The organism is Mycobacterium sp. 3-98 (assembly GCF_035918355.1).
In the GTDB taxonomy this organism is placed as follows: domain Bacteria; phylum Actinomycetota; class Actinomycetes; order Mycobacteriales; family Mycobacteriaceae; genus Mycobacterium; species Mycobacterium intracellulare.
This window is the reverse complement of the sequence record NZ_CP142360.1, coordinates 3,219,044-3,236,446: the sequence shown is the minus strand read 5'-3', so window position 1 is coordinate 3,236,446 and position 17,403 is coordinate 3,219,044. Positions and strand designations below refer to the sequence as shown.

General features: G+C 66.1%; 17 protein-coding genes. 5 read left to right on the top strand and 12 right to left on the bottom strand.

The window, feature by feature from the left end; translation table 11 throughout:
* Positions 1-8: 8 nt before the first annotated feature.
* The 5 genes from QGN30_RS15390 to QGN30_RS15370 all read right to left on the bottom strand — a co-directional run bounded on the left by QGN30_RS15390 (position 9) and on the right by QGN30_RS15370 (position 6,442).
* A complete protein-coding gene (locus QGN30_RS15390) occupies positions 9-1,166 on the bottom strand; it encodes a metallophosphoesterase (RefSeq protein WP_009954574.1) in 1,158 nt (385 codons plus the stop codon).
* 29 nt (positions 1,167-1,195) lie between these two features.
* Positions 1,196-1,987 (bottom strand): ABC transporter permease, encoded by a 792-nt coding sequence (locus QGN30_RS15385; protein WP_009954575.1) that lies wholly within the window; start codon positions 1,985-1,987, stop codon positions 1,196-1,198.
* 64 nt (positions 1,988-2,051) lie between these two features.
* Complete coding sequence (locus tag QGN30_RS15380) at positions 2,052-2,786, bottom strand: ABC transporter ATP-binding protein (protein ID WP_020188927.1); 735 nt, start codon at positions 2,784-2,786, stop codon at positions 2,052-2,054.
* Between the two features lie 75 nt (positions 2,787-2,861).
* The gene (locus QGN30_RS15375) at positions 2,862-3,881 is read right to left on the bottom strand and encodes an ABC transporter substrate-binding protein (protein WP_014382529.1); all 1,020 of its coding nucleotides are present in this window, start codon (positions 3,879-3,881) and stop codon (positions 2,862-2,864) included.
* Between the two features lie 203 nt (positions 3,882-4,084).
* Complete coding sequence (locus QGN30_RS15370; protein WP_020188928.1) at positions 4,085-6,442, bottom strand: hypothetical protein; 2,358 nt, start codon at positions 6,440-6,442, stop codon at positions 4,085-4,087.
* 78 nt (positions 6,443-6,520) lie between these two features.
* Here QGN30_RS15370 and QGN30_RS15365 point away from each other — a divergent pair, with 78 nt between their 5' ends.
* Positions 6,521-7,483 (top strand): LysR family transcriptional regulator, encoded by a 963-nt coding sequence (locus QGN30_RS15365; protein ID WP_014382531.1) that lies wholly within the window; start codon positions 6,521-6,523, stop codon positions 7,481-7,483.
* Positions 7,484-8,025: 542 nt separating this feature from the next.
* A complete protein-coding gene (locus QGN30_RS15360) occupies positions 8,026-9,276 on the top strand; it encodes a PPE family protein (RefSeq protein WP_248923641.1) in 1,251 nt (416 codons plus the stop codon).
* Positions 9,277-9,486: 210 nt separating this feature from the next.
* Here QGN30_RS15360 and QGN30_RS15355 read toward each other — a convergent pair whose 3' ends face one another.
* The 3 genes from QGN30_RS15355 to QGN30_RS15345 form a co-directional block, all read right to left on the bottom strand.
* On the bottom strand, positions 9,487-9,951 hold the full coding sequence (locus QGN30_RS15355; protein ID WP_247600145.1) for an SRPBCC family protein: 465 nt from the start codon (positions 9,949-9,951) through the stop codon (positions 9,487-9,489).
* A 207-nt stretch (positions 9,952-10,158) separates the two neighbouring features.
* Positions 10,159-10,809, bottom strand: coding sequence for an AAA family ATPase (locus QGN30_RS15350; RefSeq protein ID WP_014380118.1), 651 nt, complete (start codon positions 10,807-10,809; stop codon positions 10,159-10,161).
* A gap of 13 nt (positions 10,810-10,822) precedes the next feature.
* A complete protein-coding gene (locus QGN30_RS15345) occupies positions 10,823-11,179 on the bottom strand; it encodes a type II toxin-antitoxin system prevent-host-death family antitoxin (protein WP_008256608.1) in 357 nt (118 codons plus the stop codon).
* Positions 11,180-11,378: 199 nt separating this feature from the next.
* On the opposite strand from QGN30_RS15345, the gene QGN30_RS15340 reads away from it, so the two are divergent.
* Entirely contained in the window at positions 11,379-11,921 is a 543-nt protein-coding gene (locus QGN30_RS15340; RefSeq protein ID WP_371286275.1) for an FKBP-type peptidyl-prolyl cis-trans isomerase, read from the top strand.
* A 30-nt stretch (positions 11,922-11,951) separates the two neighbouring features.
* Here QGN30_RS15340 and QGN30_RS15335 read toward each other — a convergent pair whose 3' ends face one another.
* Both QGN30_RS15335 and QGN30_RS15330 read right to left on the bottom strand, forming a co-directional pair.
* On the bottom strand, positions 11,952-12,395 hold the full coding sequence (locus QGN30_RS15335; protein ID WP_038536254.1) for a limonene-1,2-epoxide hydrolase family protein: 444 nt from the start codon (positions 12,393-12,395) through the stop codon (positions 11,952-11,954).
* 157 nt (positions 12,396-12,552) lie between these two features.
* Positions 12,553-13,314 (bottom strand): SDR family NAD(P)-dependent oxidoreductase, encoded by a 762-nt coding sequence (locus tag QGN30_RS15330; RefSeq protein WP_014382538.1) that lies wholly within the window; start codon positions 13,312-13,314, stop codon positions 12,553-12,555.
* A 353-nt stretch (positions 13,315-13,667) separates the two neighbouring features.
* Between QGN30_RS15330 and QGN30_RS15325 the strand changes: the two genes are divergently transcribed.
* Positions 13,668-14,351 carry a GAP family protein gene (locus QGN30_RS15325; RefSeq protein WP_014711599.1) on the top strand — a complete coding sequence of 228 codons (684 nt, stop codon included), beginning with the start codon at positions 13,668-13,670 and terminating at the stop codon, positions 14,349-14,351.
* A 52-nt stretch (positions 14,352-14,403) separates the two neighbouring features.
* Positions 14,404-15,171 carry a class I SAM-dependent methyltransferase gene (locus QGN30_RS15320; RefSeq protein ID WP_038536258.1) on the top strand — a complete coding sequence of 256 codons (768 nt, stop codon included), beginning with the start codon at positions 14,404-14,406 and terminating at the stop codon, positions 15,169-15,171.
* Here the strand turns inward: QGN30_RS15320 and QGN30_RS15315 are convergent.
* Both QGN30_RS15315 and QGN30_RS15310 read right to left on the bottom strand, forming a co-directional pair.
* Positions 15,168-16,403 carry an osmoprotectant NAGGN system M42 family peptidase gene (locus tag QGN30_RS15315; RefSeq protein ID WP_248923642.1) on the bottom strand — a complete coding sequence of 412 codons (1,236 nt, stop codon included), beginning with the start codon at positions 16,401-16,403 and terminating at the stop codon, positions 15,168-15,170. The genes QGN30_RS15320 and QGN30_RS15315 overlap by 4 nt on opposite strands.
* An 82-nt stretch (positions 16,404-16,485) precedes the next feature.
* Positions 16,486-17,367, bottom strand: coding sequence for an HpcH/HpaI aldolase/citrate lyase family protein (locus tag QGN30_RS15310; RefSeq protein ID WP_326564873.1), 882 nt, complete (start codon positions 17,365-17,367; stop codon positions 16,486-16,488).
* Positions 17,368-17,403: the final 36 nt, after the last annotated feature.

Below are 17,403 nucleotides of genomic sequence, written 5' to 3'. Positions count from 1 at the left end.
GGTGCGCGTCACCTAACGACGGCCGAGCGCGATGCGCCTGTCCGCTCAAGCGAATGGCCCGCCGGTGCCACGAACGCCTTATTGAGCGTGAGGCTCCGTTCGGCCTTGGGATACCAGCCTTGCGGTGCGTATTGGCTGGTGTGCAGGTAGCACTGGACCCGCACCTCAGCGCTGCCGGGCGTGAAGGTGAGCAGCCTGCTGATCGGAAGTGTGGTGATGGGCATATGGTGGCGGCTCAGTGATGCGACGTTGAGAAACCATGTGCCCCAGCGTTTTTCGATATGGGCTTTGCCGCCATAGCTGTCGTCGGGGTGGGTGTGGGTGTGCCCGGCGATCCACAAGTGAACCCGGCCGGGATGTTCGGTGAGGAAGTCTTCGAACGCCCCGGAGTCTGGTTTGCTGTCCACCCAGTACAGATAGGACGCCGCGTGTGGGGTTCCGAGTTCGAACGGGCGATGATAGTGCTCCAGCAGCTGTCCGTCCGGCCCTTTGCGAACGCCTTCCCACTCCCCGGAGGCCACGGTGGTGTCCTTGAGGACGTAATGGTGGACGACGATGATGATCGAATCGGGGTTGCTCAGCACCATGTGTTTCCACCAGCGGAACGCCTCGCCGCTGACGACGCCGCCCGGGTTGCCGCCGAGCGGGCCCCGCCCCACGGTCTGGGTGGGTTCGTTGCGGTCGCTGAGCATGAGGAACAAGAGGTTGCCCACCCGGAAGGAATAGTGGTCCCACGCGCCCTCGACTGGATAAGGTCGCGCGTTGGCGTCGACTCCGGAGAATTCGGTGTGCTGTCCGAGGGGATCCACCCACTTCTGCCACCACCATGCCTCGGGCTCGTGTAGGCCGCTGCGATCGTGATTGCCGCAGACGCTGTAGATGGCCTCGCGTCGGTGGCGACGCAGGCTCGCGAACTGACGGCGAAGCTCGGATCCCTCGGCGTCGTCGGGAAGATGGTGATGGGCCCCGGACATGTCGCCGACGTCGATGGCGATATCCCACTCGAACGGTGGGCCACCTTCGGATCCGCCGGCCTCCGAATGCGTTATCGCCTCGGCCAGGCTCCGTCTGCCGTAGCGCTTGTCTGTCCCGACGTGCGCATCACCGAACGCCCAAAGACGAAATGGGCTGTCCGGCAGTCGATGATCGTGGTGGTCCTCCGGCATGGGGCTCCTTGTCCGAGTGGATGGTCGAGTCATTCAGAATTGGTTTCGATCAGTCCCCAATACCGGCGGATACGCTGATCGGCCGCGTCGAAGACGGCGTCGATGGCAATGCCGATCAAAAGGATCACGATCATGATGGCAATCGCCGACGGCATATCGCTGAGGTTCTGAGAGTTTTCCAACAGCACCCCGATCGACGCGGTGTCGCTGATCAGCACCACCAATTCGCCGGCCATCAAGCTACGCCAGGCGAACGCCCATCCCTGGCGCAGGCCGGCGACGAACATCGGTAGCGAGGCGGGCAGAATTACGTGCCGGTAGAGCCCAAAGCCGTGCAATCCCAAGTTTTTTGCGACCCGCAGCTGCAGGGGCGGGATTTGTCCGGCTCCGGCGAGCACCCCGGTGGCCACCGACGGTGCGGCGCCGATGACGACGACGAACAGGATCGCCGACGTGTGCAGCCCGAAGAAAATGATGGCGAAGGGAAACCAGGCGATGGCCGGCATGGTCTGCAGACCGGTGATCACCGGCCCGAATGCCGTGCGCAGCAGCCGGTTTTGCGCGATCACTGCGCCGACGACCGAGCCGATGAGCAATGCCAGCGCGAAACCGGCCAGCGCACGGCACATCGTGATCCCGATCGCGTCCCACAGCACGGCCTCATGCAGCCGCTGCCAGAGGTTGGCCGCGACGGTTCCGGGGCCGGGCAGCACGAATGACGGCTTCCACCCGCTGAGGTACACGAGCTGCCAGATCAGCAGAACCATCGCGACGGCAAAGACTTTCGCCCGCATCGCCGCCAGCACCGACCTGATCCGCATGCGGTTCGGGTGCGGCGCTTGCGGCGTCGATGCAGGCCGGTGACTCTTGGTAGCGAGATCGCTGTCAAGCACCGCCACGGTTTCCCTCGTTCCGTAGCTGGGTGGAGATGCGGGAGGCCAATTCGGCAACGCCCGGGTTGTTGACTCTGTGGCGCCGCGCCACCGGGACCGCGATCTCTTCGACGATGCGACCGGGCCGCGGGCTGAGCAATACGACACGATCGGCGAGTCGCACTGCCTCGCGAACGTTGTGCGTAACGAACACGACGGTCAGTCCGCGTTCGTCAACGATGCGCTCGAGTTCTTCGTGCAGGCGATCACGGGTCAGGGCATCCAGCGCCCCGAACGGCTCGTCCATCAGCAAGACGTCGGCGTCTTGGGCGAGCGCACGCGCCAATGCGACGCGCTGCTGCATGCCACCGGACAGCTGATGAGGACGCTTGTCGGCGAAGTCAGCCAAGCCGACCGTTTGCAACAAGTCAGTCGTCCGCTGGCGGCGTTGCGGGCGCGGCACCGAGCGCGCCCGCAAGGCCAACTCGACGTTGGCGGCCGACGTCAGCCATGGGAACAGCGCCGGTTCCTGAAACATCAAGGCCACCCGTTGCCCATCGGTGCTGAGCTCGCCGGCGGACGGTTGGTCCATCCCGGCGATCAGCGACAGCAGTGAGCTCTTACCGCAGCCGGATGCCCCCACAACGCAGACGAATTCACCGGAGTTGACCGTCAAGGTGATGCGATCGAGGGCTGTGACGGCCGACCGGCCCCGGCCGTACTGCTTGGTCACGTCGGTGAGCCGCACGGCCCGTGACGTTTGGGCGCTCGCTTCGGGTGGCGGCCCGGTGAGGTGATCAGACTGAACGTAGTGGATCACGGGTCACCTGCGGCTTGCCGGCTCGGCGAGCACTTTGTTGAGCGGTCCCGGCTCGTACAGGCCGCTGATATCGAGTGGCTTCAGCAACCCTATTGCCACGGCCTTGGAGACCTGGTCGCGCAGTGAGGCCATTCCGGGGTCATTGGTGTAGGTGGTTTCCTCGAAGGAGGCCGCGAGTACATCCGGTTCGAGCCCCTTGCCAAGGTCTTTCGCCAGCGCGGTATTGGCAGATTGGGCCGCGCCACTGCGGTCCGTGGCGATACGTTCGGTGGCCTCGGCCTGGGCGCGCAGCAGTCCGGCGACCGCGTCAGGATGGGCCGCAAGGAATTCTTGGCGGATCACCAGGACGGTGATGGTGTTGGGGTCCGACCACAGTCGCACCCCACCGGCCTTGATCATCTGCACATCGAAAGGCGCGGAGTCGATGGCGCCGGCGATTTGGTCGGTGAGGAATTGCTGGACGATCGCCGATTCCGGGCTGGTCGGTTTGACCGAAACATCGCCGCCTCCTTGGATATTCGTCTTCAACCCGTTGTGGGCGAGCCAGTCGCGGAGGCTGACGTCCTGGGTCCCGCCGAGCGCGGGGTCCGCCACGGTCTTCCCTTTGAGGTCTGCTGCCGTCTTGATGTCGGGTTTGACGACCATCGAGGTACCTCCGCTGGCCGCGCCGGAGATGATCTTGATCGCTTTCCCTCCCGATTTCTGCCAGGCGTTGAAGGCGGGATTGGGACCGACGTAGGCGGCGTCGAGTTGGCCAGACAGCAGCGCGGTCACTTCCTCGGTCCCTCGACTGAATGGCTTTGCTGTGAAGTTGACTTGGGGTCCGAGTTGCTTGGTGAAGAAGCCGTCGTGGAGAGCCACCAGTGCCGAGGCATGCGTGATGCGCGGCAGATATCCCAGGCGCAGCGATACGGCGGAGGAGGTCGGCGACGCGCCCTGGCTCGAGCACCCGGACAGCACGGCGACGGTAGCTGACGCGGCGATCAGCGCGATGAGCTTGCTGCCGAATCGGTGCAGTGACATGGTTTCCTCGAATCGAACGGATCAGAACCTGGCGGATTTGGCCGCGGCTCACAACGAGAGTTGCTGCCGTACCGCGGGAGCGGTGAGTGCTGATGGCGCGGCGGTGCGCGCTCGTCAGACGGCCCTGGGGGCCGGACAAGCCGCGCAAGTGATGCGGCGCAAGTCGATGTGGAGGCGGCGGGTAAGGCCGGTTCGAAGTCGGCTCACCACGGGGTCCCCACGGTTCGGGTCACGAACAGCGGGCTTGTCCATACCTGATGCCCATCGAATTGCTTGCCGCGCACGTATATTGCGCTGTCGCCCTTGGGCAGCTGCAGGTTGAGCGCGCCGGTGACGGTGGTCGGCAGTGCCATCGGGTCGGCGATGCGTTCGAGGCGGACGCGCAGATTGAGACCGCCGACCGCGATGTCACGATGTCCCTCGGCGACGAGCTCCGCCCCGGAAAGGCTCGCCCGGGTGCGCAGAACGTCTTCCTGCACCGTCGCGTCGAGTTCGAAGCGCGCACGGCTCAGGTCGGCGAGCCGTATCACGATGCCGATATCCGCCCCGTAAGTCTTGGTATCCCAAGCCACGGCCGATCCGTCGACATCGATGATCTGCTCGGGATGGGTGATCGCCCACGGCGTTACGTGTTCGACGACGGTGCCATCGATACCCAGTCGGCCCGACCAACTGGCCCAGCGGTAGCGGTCACGGTGCCGAGCGCCACCCCAGCTCACGCGAACCAGGTTGGGCGAAAGCCCCGTCTCGGTGTGCAGGTCACGACGCCAGAGCAAACCGGCGCTGTCGTAGACCGTCACGTCATCCCATCCCGTCGTGCCATACAAGGCATAACCGGCGGTCAGTTCTCCGGCGTCAGCGGCGAACTCGTCACCCATCCAGTTCTCACCGCTGCGCAGCAGGGCGACCGCGCGCGCACCGGTTGTGGCCCAGGTGCGGCGGGCGCGCAGCGAACGACCGACGTCTGCGGCGGAAAGGGCCGGCGCGAGGACGCCGGTGAGCCCGCCGAAGCCGCCGAAGATGTTGGCGCCCGGCGCCCCGGCCCCCGGCCGTCCGCGGTGTTCATCGCTGGCGGCGCTCGCCCCCAGCCGTAGGCCGCGCGCCAGGGCGTCTTCGAAGAACCATGGGCTACTGCCCCAGGCCGAATGCACCTCGATCAGCCGCTCGAGCTCGGGGTGGTGCCAGTCCAGGATCGCTCGTCGCCCGCCCACGTGCGGGATCAAGAGATAAGACTCCGGGTCCTTCTCGTAGGCGGCGTATAACTGGGTGACCGGCCAGGTCTGCGGGGTGGGCGCCATGGTCGCCATGCGCTGGTGCCATTCCAGCGAGCGGGCCAACGTGGTGTCCTCACCAAGGAAGACGACATTGTGGTCACCGCCGGCGCCGGCGGTACCGCACCACTCCACTCCGGGATAGCAGACAAATGCGCCATCCTCGGCGATCTGCCTGCACGCCCTGACGACGTCGTCCCACGTGTCGTCGGTGATCTGAAAGTCGTTGGCGGTATAGCCAAGTACGTCGAGCGCGGCGATATCGCGCGCGTAGTGCAGATTCCAGTCGGTGTCCTGAGTGCCGACGGTGTCGTTGGAATGAACGTGCAGGTCGCAGAAGTACGCCCGCGGCGACGGGAAGTCGTCGACGATGTCGATCACGGTCTCACCGCCCTGCAGCACGGCGGTGCTTGTCTCGGCGGCAACGTCGATGCGGGCGGCGACCGGCGGCACGCGGAACGACGCCTTGGACCACCCCTTCGCAGGCGTACGGGCGCTGTCCACGACGACACCGTCGATGAGTGCATGCATCGTCGCGGCAACGTCGGAACAGGTGTTGCCCCAACGGTCTTGCAGATGGGCATGCAGGTGCACCGCCGGCGCCTCGCTGCGCACGATGCGAGGGCCGTGCACGACGACTCGTTCGGGTGCACCCGGTACGACCGCAATTCGATGCACATCAGCGCGCGCCATGCGCGACGTGCCCAGCGGGTCGACGAACAGGTGGACCTCGAACTCGTCTTCCACGAAAGTCTGCACGCGCGTCCCGGGGCCGCCGAAACGGCGGTCGCCGCAGCGGATCTCGATCACATCACCGGGACGGAGGTAACCGTCCACGACGTGGATCAGTAGTGACTTCTGAAATGGCCGCTCCCCGCCTTTGACGTCATATCTCGTGACCAGTTGCTGCACCGTCGCGGCACTGTCGTCGGAGGCCCCGCCGATCAGGGACCGACTCACCAAGCGGGCGGTCGCGAAGTCGCGGGCGTCCGGCGACGTTGTCTGCAGATCCCAATCCGAGTAGTAGCGGAAGCACAGCTTCAGCCAACCGCTGTCGGCAATGCCGGATCCCCCGACGGTGTAGGTGAACACCAACTCCTCGAGAGAACCCGCGACCACCCGGTCATGCGAGCAGCGCAACTCCCCCAGGAACGCAAGGCGGTCAAACTGTTCGGTGATTTCGTCGCGGACCGCTGCCACCGAGCAGTCATTGCCGGCCATGCCTGGCTGCGGACGCACCACGATGCCGGCAGCCGCCAAGGCAGCCGGTGACGACGGATCCGCGGACATGCCCTTGATCCTGAAGGCAACGAACCCACGAGTCCAGTGAATAGATATGATGCGATTAATCACGAAAGATGAAGGATTGTGAACCTGCAGCAACTGCGCTACGTCGTGGCGTTGGCCGAGGCGAATAGTTTCACCAAGGCGGCCGAGGCGATGTTCGTCGTGCCATCAGCCTTGAGCCAGCAGGTCGGTCGGTTCGAAAGTGAGATCGGCTTACGGCTGTTCGAACGGACGACCCGCTCGGTCTCGCTGACCCCCGCCGGTGAAGCGCTGATGCCGCTGGTGCGCCAGGTGGTTGCCGGCATTGACCAGATCGCCGTTGACGCACAGGCTCTCGGCGGCACGGTCGTTGGCCGGCTCATGGTCGGGATGATGGAGATCCCATCCGAAAGCCTCGATGTGGCCACTCTGATGGCGACCTTTCACTCGCACTATCCCGACGTCAGCGTGACGTTGCGCAGCGGCGGCAGCGACGTGCTGATCGAGGCGGTCCGCGACCGGAAGCTGGACGTGGCGATCGTGGGCTCCAACGTATCCAGGACCGGCGGTGCCTTGACGTTCACCCATCTGTTTAGCGAGCCGCTCATCGCCGTCATGCCCGCCCACCACCCGCTCACAAAAAAATCATCGGTGTCGATAACTGCGCTGGCCGCATTACCGTTCATCGACTTTCCCCCTGGTTACGGTCTGCGACACGAAACCGACCGCGGCTTCGCCAACGTGACGCGGCGAGTGGCTTTCGAAGTGACGCGTGTCGATGAGGTCACCCACTTCGTGCGCAAAGACCTGGGTGTCGCGTTGCTGCCCGAATCCGTCGCCCGTACCCGCGCTAACGCCGATCCGAGACTGGCACTGCGGCCGGTCGCCGGAGCTGACATGCACCGCCGGGTAAACCTCGTGGCACCGCGCCCTGAAAAGCGCTCCGCCGCATGCCAGGCCTTTGTCGGTTGCGTCGCCGACCACATCGAACAGACCGTGCCGTCTCGCGACGCGTTGTCGAAAAAGACTGCGGGAACCTCGAAGCGGACACGCCGCTCCAACTGATGCATGCCGTCGCCTGGTCGGTGGCAGGGCCGGCGTTCGATGGTCGCGCGGTGCAACACATGGACATGCGGCTCAGGCGCTGGACGCCATGAAGTTCGATGGCGACGCAATGTCATCGCCGTTCGAGCGGGAAGCTGGCAAACGGGCTCGCGGCCAAAGTGCCCCTTTCGAATTATTTGACGCCTAGATTTTTACTGATGAAAACTGTTTCATCAAGCAACTTTTCGTGCGGAAATTGGCTTCCGTTCACGCCGGGGTACTTCGCGATTCGTCCGAGGTAGACGGGGCGTAGGGGTGCTTCTGCAGACCCCCATCGCCAAGGCGCGCCCACTGCCCTCGGGAGTGGTGACCGTGCGGAGTCGGCCCTTGTTGGTCGATGTTGCTTCCGCCGGAGCTGGCTAGTCTTCTGGGCACACGAGCATTCAATCCATCGGCGGCCAGGGTTTGCGATGGCTGAGTGTGCTGAATGCTGTTGAAGGACAACGTTATCGGCGGTTGAGATGCTGGCCGACGTTGGCCATATCCGGATGCGGAGGGAAGCAATGGAATTCGGAGCGTTACCGCCGGAGATCAACTCCGGCAGGATCTACTCAGGCCCCGGACCGGCACCCTTGTTGGCCGCCGCGGCGGCCTGGGATGGACTAGCATCCGAATTACATTCCACGGCAGCGTCTTACGGGACTGTGATCTCGGAGTTGAAAGCAGGTTGGAATGGTCCCTCATCGACGTCAATGGCGGCCGCGGCCGCGCCGTACGTTGCGTGGCTGATCGGCAGCGCCGCGCAGGCCGAGCAGTCGGCCAGTCAGGCGAAGGCGGCGGCGGGCGCGTATGACGCCGTCTTCGCGGCCACGGTGCCGCCGCCGGTGATCGCGGCCAACCGGGCGTTGTTGGCGACACTGGTCGCGACCAACATCCTGGGCCAAAACACCCCGGCCATCGCGGCCACCGAGACCCAGTACGCCGAGATGTGGGCCCAAGACGCGGCCGCGATGTATGGCTATGCGGGTTCCTCGGCGGCCGCGACTCAACTGGCACCGTTCACCACGCCGCCGACGACCACCGACGGCAGCGCGGAAACCAACCAGGCCGCCGCGGTCGCCGCCGCGACTCAGTCCTCGGCGAGCTCCAATGTGGAATCCGCGGTCTCCCAGGCGCTCTCGCAGGCCCCCGCCGCGGCACCAACCGCGGCGACGACGTCGCCGGGAATCTCGTTCGGCCTCGGGGAAGCCACGGGGGGCCTGAAAAGTTTCAACAACTTCCTCAACGTCCTGACCGGGCCCTACTCGCCGATCGGCATCGGGACCGCGGGGAAGGGTTTTTATCAGCTCGCGCTCAATGTCCGCGGGATGGGCGCCAACCTGCGAAGCATCGGTGGCACACTGCATCCGAAAAGCCTCCATGGGGTTCTGGCCCCGTTGCTGCACAGCGATCTGCTGACCGGCTCCACCTCGTTCCAGGCGCCGAGTGCGGGAACGGTGTCGGCGGCGGTGGGCCGCGCCGGTGTCGTCGGATCGTTATCGGTTCCCGCGAACTGGGCCTCGGCCGCGCCCGCGATCAGGACCCTGGCCGCCGAGCTGCCCGAGACGATGCTGGACGCCGCACCCGCGATGACGATGAACCCCGGCCAGGGCCTGTTCGGCCCCACCGCCCTGTCGAGCCTGGCCGGACGCGCCGTCGGGAGCAGCGCCACCCGCGCGGTGGCCGGGCCGGCGGTCCGGGTGCCCGGGGCGGTGGCCGTCGATGACATCGCCACCACCTCCACCGTCATCGTGATCCCGCCGGACCCGAAATAAGGAAAGGCACCGCCATGGTTTTCGCCGATTTCGCAGCGCTGTCACCAGAGGTCATCTCCATCCAGCTCTACGCCGGCCCGCATCCTCCTACGGCTCGGCGATTTCGAATCTGACCAGCGAGTCGCGGGAGGGTCCGTCGTCAACATCCATGGCGGCCGCGGCGGCGCTGGTGCGCCGTGTCGCGCCCAATGTTGTTGCGGCACTGGTGCGTCAGGTGTTCGCTTGGTCGCTGGTCAAAGCCCGCTCTGCTGTTCGCAGGACCATGCGGATTCCCAATCCGATTAAGGGCGCATAGAGCCGGGTGAATAAGCCAGCGAGGACGGGGCTTTTGAGGCGGAAGCTTGTTGTCCATAGAACTTCGGTGCCTCCCGGCACCTCCTGCAACGTCACCGAGCCACCGCTGTGTTGCGCTGGCGGCACGGTTGACAGGGCTTGGTAGCTCATCGAGTGTAGCCGTTCGAACGCCGTGACCACTTCGGTGACTTTCGAACCCGAGCTGGCGAATTCACGAATTGAGCCGACTCCAAAAGGCTCTGGCCCATCGACCGGGCGAACGCGGGAGTAAAACATCCCCGGTATGTCACTCCAATTGTTTCCGTTAATGAGCCAGTCGAACACCGCGTCGATCGGCGCGGCGATGGTCCGACGCCGGCTTACCGTCCGCATTGCGCCCATCGATCATTCCGACCGGTAGGTTCGCGGGCCACCGGAGCTGCTGCGCAAAGGGCTGACCGCGGGCATCGCGATCGTCACGGTTGCCATCGATGTCAATGCGGGCCTTTCCCTCGAGGTACGAGCATTATCGAACCGAGGCGGGCGACGGGGTCAAGACCGTGCTGGCAAATCGAGAACAATTTGCGGTTCCGAGATCCAGACTCCCGCTTACGATCCCTGCGCGAGCTCCAACGCCGCCGCGACGACCGGCTTGGCCCAAGCCGGTGTGGAGCTCAAGTCGGACGGCCCGACGATGCGGCCGCGGTCCATGTGCAACACCAAGACCGGCTTCGGCGCCTGCCCCTCGGCGGGATCGGCGCTCGCCGAGTTGTCGTACATCCGCAACCCGGTGAGCACCGGCAGCAGTTTCACGAGATTGATCAGGCTGTGGCGGTAACGGCGACGGACGTCGGCGTCGGAAATGTCATGCCCGCCGGCGCGGACCCGTTGGCGCACCCGCTCGATGCAGGTATCGGCGCTGTCGAGGCCGACATAGAAAACATGGACCTCGAGTCCGCGCTTGGCGGCCTCGGCCAGCAGTGCCGGCATCGTGGTGCCGCCGAGCGTGGTCTCGAAGGTGAAGTCGAGGCGTTGATCGATCGCCCGCTGCAGCATCTTTCGGCCCTGTTCCCACGCCGCGGCGTTGGCCTCGGCCTGGCCCAATCCGGGGTTGGCCGCCATGATCTCTCGCGCGGCCTCGTCCGGGTTGTAGTACTCACCGCCCTTGTCGCGGATCGTCGCGCCCACGACGCTGCTCTTGCCGACGCCGTTGACGCCCGCCAACACGTGTATCTGCGCCGGTGTCGTCGTGCGAGCCATGGGCCGCGCCGGATCAGCGCAGCGGCGCGGTGCGTGCCGCCTTCACCGCGGCGGCGCCCAGCTCCTCCGGTGTGGCGTCGAACGCGGCGGCGACCCCGGCTTTGGCCTTCGGCGTCTGCATGGTCGCCAGCAGTTCGTCGAAGCGTGCACTGAGGTCGTCGAGGGCGGGTGCCGCCGTTGCCGCCAGGGCCTCGAATTCGGCGTACGACAGCAGCACTGCCCTGGGGGTGTTGTGCTTGGTGATCACCACCGCCCCGCTGACCGCGGCCTCATCGAAGACTGTGCCGAACTCATTTTTGAGGCGGCTGGCGGTCACCGAGGGGACATCGACGAGCTTGCCGTCGCGGTTGCGGAACGAGACGGTGGACATGGCGCTCCCTCCTTGGTCTGCACCTTAGCCATTCTAGCTGCTTTGTCCATTTTGTACGAATGGCCTATTTTGCGCCGAGAGCCTCTGCCTTATCGTTCGGGCACTCATCGGAAAATTGCGCAGCGCAGTCGCTACAGATGAGCTACCAGCAAGGCCCGCGATGCGTCGCTGTAGCGTGACGGCCGTGAACTCCTTCCGGATGTATTCGTCTGTGGCGCTCGCGGCCGGCGCCGCGGCAACCGCTCTCCTGCTCGCTGGATCGGGCACGGCCAACGCGGCCGACTCGTGCCCAACCGCGGCACCGCAGAATGGTGGAACGCCTGACTGGACCCTCGCCGGGAACACGGGGAGCGTCGCCGTCACCGGGTCCACCGACACGACGGCCCCGCGGGTGACCGTGACGGCACCGTTCGCCGTGTCCCAGACGCAGGTGCATACGCTGCGCGCCGGAGATGGACCCGTGGTCTCGAGCACCGCCAAGGTCTCCGTCTGCTACATGGGTGTCAATGGTCGTGACGGGTCGGTGTTCGACAGCAGCTACCAACGCGGCGCCCCCGTCGACTTCCCGCTCACGGGCGTCGTGCCGGGCTTCCAAAAGGCCATCGCGGGACAAAAGGTGGGGTCCACCGTCGCCGTCGCGATGGTCCCCGCGGATGGCTACCCCGAAGGTCAGCCCAGCGCCGGAATCCGCCCGGGTGACACGCTGGTTTTCGCGATCAAGATCCTCAGCGCATCGGGCTAGCTCCGCCCGCCAAACACCCTGCGCCGGCGACTAATTCGTCAGCGGGGCGAACATCAGCGCGGGATCGATGCCGAGTTGCTGTGCGACGTGGGCGGTGTCCCAATACTCTCGCCAATGAGCGATCGCACCGTCGCGAACATCGAAAATGGCTGTGACATAAAACGTGACGGCCACGCCATTCATAGAGTTCACGTCGACTCGTTCGACGACGACGGTGTCGCCGTCGGACACGATCGTGCGGATCTCGCTCCCCTCGACCATGCCGGTCGACAGCGTGTTGTGCTTCTCGAGTTCTGCGCGCGCCGCGTCGCGTCCCCGCACGACCGGGGACAGCGGAACGTGGAGTTGCCACTCGAAGTCCTCGGCCATGAGCGCGGTCATCGCGTCGATGTCCATGCTCTCGCCGTAAGCGGCATGTATAAAGTCGACCACGATCTTCTCGTTGTCGTTTTTGGTCGCAACACTTTTCGACATCGCGTTTTCCTTACGTGCCAGTGCGGGTGTTCGTCATTCGTGGAACTGTAGAGGGCCGCGCCCTTCGGCGTCCGCGCTTCGCGCGATTCGCGCAGGTATACGAAGCGCTTAGCTCCACGCTGTGGTGGGTACTGCCGGGGCAGCCGCGCGTTCTGCGTCAGACTTGGTTGAATCCACCGTCGGCGGTAACCGTGGATCCCGTGGTGAAGCTGGACAGATCGCTCGCCAAAAAGACCGCAGCATTGGCGATCTCGATGGGATCGGCGAAGCGACCCAATGGAATGGTCGCGATGCGGCCGGCGCGGAACTCTTCGATCGACGCTTCCGGGTCGGTTTGCGCGGCCAATCTATCGCTGCCCGGGGTGGCGGTGGACCCGGCGACGATGACGTTGACCCGGATGTTGCGGTCGGCGAGCTCGTTGGCCCAGGCGCGGGCCAGTGATCGGACGGCAGCCTTGGTGGCGGCGTAGATGCTCAGCCCGGCGCGGCCGCGGTCGGCGGTGGTGGAGCCCGTCAGGATGACCGAGGCGCCGTCGTTGAGCAGGGGCAGCGCTTTTTGGACGGTGTGCACGACCCCCTTGACGTTGGTGGTCAGCAGCGCGTCGAGGTCATCGTCGGTGATCTCCCCCAGCCGCGCCACCCGGGTCACCCCCGCGTTGGCCATGACGATGTCGAGGCCCCGGCCGGCGGACTCGACCTCCCCAAAGAGCCGATCCAAGTCCTCCGGAACGCCGACATCGCCGGCCACGGCGGTTGCCCTCGGCCCCAATTTGCTTGCCGCGGTATCGAGTTCGGCCTGACGCCGGCCCGTGATGAACACCCGTTCGGCACCTTCGGCGAGGAATCGCTCGGCGGTGGCCAGCCCGATCCCCGAATTGGCGCCGGTCACGACGGCCGTCTTGCGGTCGAGCAGTCCCATTCAGTTCTCCCGGTGTCGGCGCGTCGGCGGTCTATGCCCGAGTTCGTTTGGAAGCCGGGTCATTTCCAGCAAACCCGATGAGGTATTCGTGCAGCCCCTGCGGTGTCAGCGTGTTCATCGGTGGCGCGCCTCCGGATTCGATGTGCTGTGGCTGTGTGGATGCGTCAGCCGCTTCGTCGACGCCTCGATCATGCCGCGGATCGCCCGCGCTGGCGCCATCGCCCCCTGCGTGAGCGCTCCGGTCTGACCGTATTGTCTGCAGCATGATCGCCGCTTTGATCGTGTCGCCGTGGTCAGTGCCCAGCCGCTTCCGAGCACCCGGCGAATCCGCACGCTAGGCCCGGTACAGGCGCGTGGCAGCTCTGATTCTTGCCCTGGCGGGGCTGGCGTTTCTCGATTCGCTGAACGTCCTCAACGTGGGCGTCGTCTCGGCGGTCATCTTCGACAGCCGGCTCGGTCGCCGCTCCCCCATCCCGGGCGCTTTGAGCTTCGTCGCGGGCGTGTTCGCCGTGACGACCACCTTCGGCCTGTGCACGGTGCTGGGTATCAGCTTCATCACCGAGGCGTTCGATTTTCACATCACGCCGGCCATCCGGTTTCGTGGCGAATTGCTGTTGGGGATCGTGCTGATCGGCTTGGCATACTTCCCGCTGACCGCACAATCGTCGGCGCCCGGCTGGGCGATGGCGGCCATGCGCAAACGTCCGTGGCTGCTCGGATTCCTCGGGCTGGCGGTGGGAAGCGGACAAGCGCCGACCGCGGTGCCCTACCTCACCGGGCTGGCCATGCTGGCCGCGCTGCATCCCCGGCCGCCGCTCTGGCCGCTGGTCATCATCACCTACTGCGCAATCGCGGTGTCGCCGCCGCTGGCGATCCTCGCGCTGTCGATGAGACGAACGGTGCGGGCCGCGCGCATTCAGCGGGGACTGGTGCGCGTGCTCACCCGCTACGGCCCCATGTCGGTGCGGCTTCTGTTTCTCGTTTTCGGGGTCGGCCTCATCGCCGATGCGCTCGTCAATCACAGCGCCCTCTGGTGACGCGCGATCCTTTCTCACGTTCTGCATAGCGAGCTGGATTACGTTGTCGCGTGTGACTGATCGTCAAGCGCGCGCAATGTCATTCGGATCGATCGCCGAAAACTACGACGGGCTGCGTCCGCAGGCCCCGCCGCAGGCGGTGGACTGGTTGATGCCGTCGGAGTGCGAGGTGGCCGTCGACGTGGGCGCGGGGACGGGGCTGTTCACCCGCACGCTCATCGGCAGGGCGGCACAGGTCATCGCCGTCGAGCCCGACGCCCGGATGCGCGCGGTCCTGGCCGAGCGGTCCCCGGGCGTCCGCGTCCTCGAGGGCAGCGGTGAGTCGATCCCACTCCCCGACCGTGCCGCGGACGCGGTGTTCGTCTCGGCGGCGTGGCACTGGATGGATCCCGAACGGGCGGTTCCGGAAATCGGGCGGGTGCTTCGCGACGGCGGGCGCTTCGGCCTGATTTGGACCAGTCGCGATCGCGACGTGGACTGGGTCCGCGACCTCGACCTGCTGCCCGGCGACGAAAGGACTGAGGCGGATGCCCCCGAACGCTTCCGCCAGCTCCACGAAAACGTCACCCTCCCCGATCCGCAGATCTTCCACCAGGTGGCCCGCGAGGCGTTCACCTTCGTGCGCACGATGAGGCTCGACGACGTCGTCGGGATGGTGGGCACCTACAGCAGGATCATCACCGCGTCTCCCGACGACCGCGAACGCCGGCTGGCCAACGCCCGCGCTGTGTTGCGTGAGCGCTTCCCCGCGGCTGATTGGATCGACGTCCCCATGCAGTCCCGCTGCTGGCGCGCCGACCGGATGCCCCGCGGCTGTTAGGCCTGGGGTCCCTCCGACGGCGGCCACGGCGTTCCGGGCGACGCCTCGCCCGGGCTTTCGTAATCGCCGCGAGACAGCGGCACCCACCGCTCGCTGGGCGCGGGCTGCTTCGACGACGGAAAGTCGCGCAGACTGCCCGTCGGCTTGGCGTCCCACTTGGCGAACGTCAACGGCGTCTGCAGCCACGCATGCAGCAGGTTGTAGGCGGCTTCGAGCGAATCGATGTGGGTGCGCTCCCAGCCGTGGCTGCCGTCGAGACCGAAGCCGACGAGCGCGGCGCGGGTGTTCGCGCCCGCCTCGATCGCCGCGGCGGCGTCGGAACGGTAGTAGCGAAAGATGTCGCGCGCGAACGGGATTCCCCGCTCCTGGGCGAGGCGGCAGAGCTTGCGGGTCAGGTGGTAGTCGAAGGGCCCGTGCATATCGGCCATCGGGATCGTCACGCCGTCCTCGAGCGAGTGCTGCCCGCGCGCGCACACCGCGTTGTCCACCGACACCAATTCGGCGACGTCGGCGGGCAGCCCGTGGCTGGCCCCGTGGCCGACCTCCTCGGTGATGGTGACCATGATCGTGGTGCGGTGCGGCAGCACCACCTTGTTCTCGGAGAAGTTCTTGGCCAGCGCGAGCGCGATCGCGACGCCCGCCTTTCCGTCCAGGTGGCGGGAGACGATGAAGCCGTCGGCGGTGAGCTCGGGGCTGGTGATCAACGCGACGAAGTCGCCGATCTGCAGGCCGAGGCGAAGCAGGTCCTCGCGCGAGGACACCTTGCGGTCGATCCGAACCTCGACGTGGTCCCAGTCGGTGGGTTGGGTGTCGATCTCATCGCCGAACGCATGTCCGCTGGACTTGAGCGGCATGACCGTGCCGGTGATGAACTCGTCGGGGTCGTCGATGAAGATGCGCACGCGGGCTCCCGCGGCGAACCGGGCCGAGAAGGTGCCGACCGGGACCAGTTCCAGGCGGCCGTTGTCCTTGAGGTCGCGGACCATGCAGCCGATGGTGTCCGAATGAACCACCAGCGCCCGGTCGGTGGTCGCCGACTCCCCCGGGAGCTCCGCGGTCAGCGCCCCGCGCCGCGTCAGCGTGAACGGCACGCCGAAGTCGTCGAGGATGTCGCCGATCACCTGCATCACCGCGTCCGTGCGCCCCGACGGACTCGGGGTCTGCAGCAGCGCGAGCAGCGTGTCGATCATCCACGTGCGGTCGGCCTCGGCCATGGCCGCGGTCTCGCCCACCTTGTCTCCTCTCGAGTCGTCGGGAATCGCGTACAACCTACCGTGTGGCCGACCCCGATCGCTCTGCCCGGCCTAATCCGAGCTAGGAAGCGGTTTCCATCTCCGCGATCAAATCGGCCAGGGCGAGAATCCGCTGGGCGTCGCGCACGTGCAGGCTCTCGATCATGCGGCCATCGACCGTGATGACGCTGGTGCCCGCGGCCCGCGCCTCCTCGTAGGCCGATACGACCTTGCGGGCGTCGTCGAGCTCCTTCTGCGATGGGCCGAACAGCTCGTTCGCCGGGGCGATCTGTGACGGATGGATCAGGGTCTTGCCGTCGAATCCCATTTCGCGGCCGTGCTGCGCCTCGGCCCGGAATCCGCCCTCATCCGTGATGTCGTTGAACACGCCATCCAGAATGATTTTTCCGGCCGCCCTCGCGCCCAGCAGGGCCATGCCCAGCGCGGGGACGACGGGCGCGCGCCCGGGGACGTGCAGGCCGTGCAGCTCGTTGACGAGATCGTTGGTGCCGACCACCAAACCGGCCAGGCGCTCGCTGGCCGACGCGACCTCCTCGGCCCTCAGAAACGCCCGGGGCGTTTCGATCATCACCCACAGCTGCAACGACTTCGGTGCCCCCAGCGCGTCGAGCGCGTCGGCCAGCGCCCGAACCTGTTGGCCCGTCTCGACTTTCGGCACCAGCACCCTGTCGGCGGCCGATCCGGCCACCGCGGCCAAGTCGTCACTGTGCCAGTCGGTGTCCAATCCGTTGATGCGCACCACGACCTCGCGGGGCCGGTAGCTGTCCGACGAGACGGCCTCGCACACCGTCGCACGCGATTCGGCCTTCGCGTCGGGCCCCACGGCGTCTTCGAGGTCGAATATCAGCACATCCGCCGGCAGCGATTTAGCCTTCTCCAGCGCCCGGGGCTTGTTGCCGGGCAAGTACAGGGCGGAGCGGCGCGGGCGCAGGGTCGGTGCCATAGCGTGATTCGCTTCCTGTCGTCTAGTCGTGCGGGA

Bases quoted from the DNA above. Each gene is read 5' to 3' on its own strand.
- QGN30_RS15350 (WP_014380118.1), bottom strand. From the start codon at position 10,809: ATGGCTCGCACGACGACACCGGCGCAGATACACGTGTTGGCGGGCGTC.
- QGN30_RS15375 (WP_014382529.1), bottom strand. From the start codon at position 3,881: ATGTCACTGCACCGATTCGGCAGCAAGCTCATCGCGCTGATCGCCGCG.
- QGN30_RS15355 (WP_247600145.1), bottom strand. From the start codon at position 9,951: ATGGGCGCAATGCGGACGGTAAGCCGGCGTCGGACCATCGCCGCGCCG.
- QGN30_RS15345 (WP_008256608.1), bottom strand. From the start codon at position 11,179: ATGTCCACCGTCTCGTTCCGCAACCGCGACGGCAAGCTCGTCGATGTC.
- QGN30_RS15330 (WP_014382538.1), bottom strand. From the start codon at position 13,314: ATGGGACTGCTCGACCGCAAGACGGCCGTCGTGACCGGCGCCAATTCG.
- QGN30_RS15385 (WP_009954575.1), bottom strand. From the start codon at position 1,987: ATGCGGATCAGGTCGGTGCTGGCGGCGATGCGGGCGAAAGTCTTTGCC.
- QGN30_RS15335 (WP_038536254.1), bottom strand. From the start codon at position 12,395: ATGTCGAAAAGTGTTGCGACCAAAAACGACAACGAGAAGATCGTGGTC.
- QGN30_RS15370 (WP_020188928.1), bottom strand. From the start codon at position 6,442: ATGTCCGCGGATCCGTCGTCACCGGCTGCCTTGGCGGCTGCCGGCATC.
- QGN30_RS15310 (WP_326564873.1), bottom strand. From the start codon at position 17,367: ATGGCACCGACCCTGCGCCCGCGCCGCTCCGCCCTGTACTTGCCCGGC.
- QGN30_RS15390 (WP_009954574.1), bottom strand. From the start codon at position 1,166: ATGCCGGAGGACCACCACGATCATCGACTGCCGGACAGCCCATTTCGT.
- QGN30_RS15340 (WP_371286275.1), top strand. From the start codon at position 11,379: ATGTATTCGTCTGTGGCGCTCGCGGCCGGCGCCGCGGCAACCGCTCTC.
- QGN30_RS15360 (WP_248923641.1), top strand. From the start codon at position 8,026: ATGGAATTCGGAGCGTTACCGCCGGAGATCAACTCCGGCAGGATCTAC.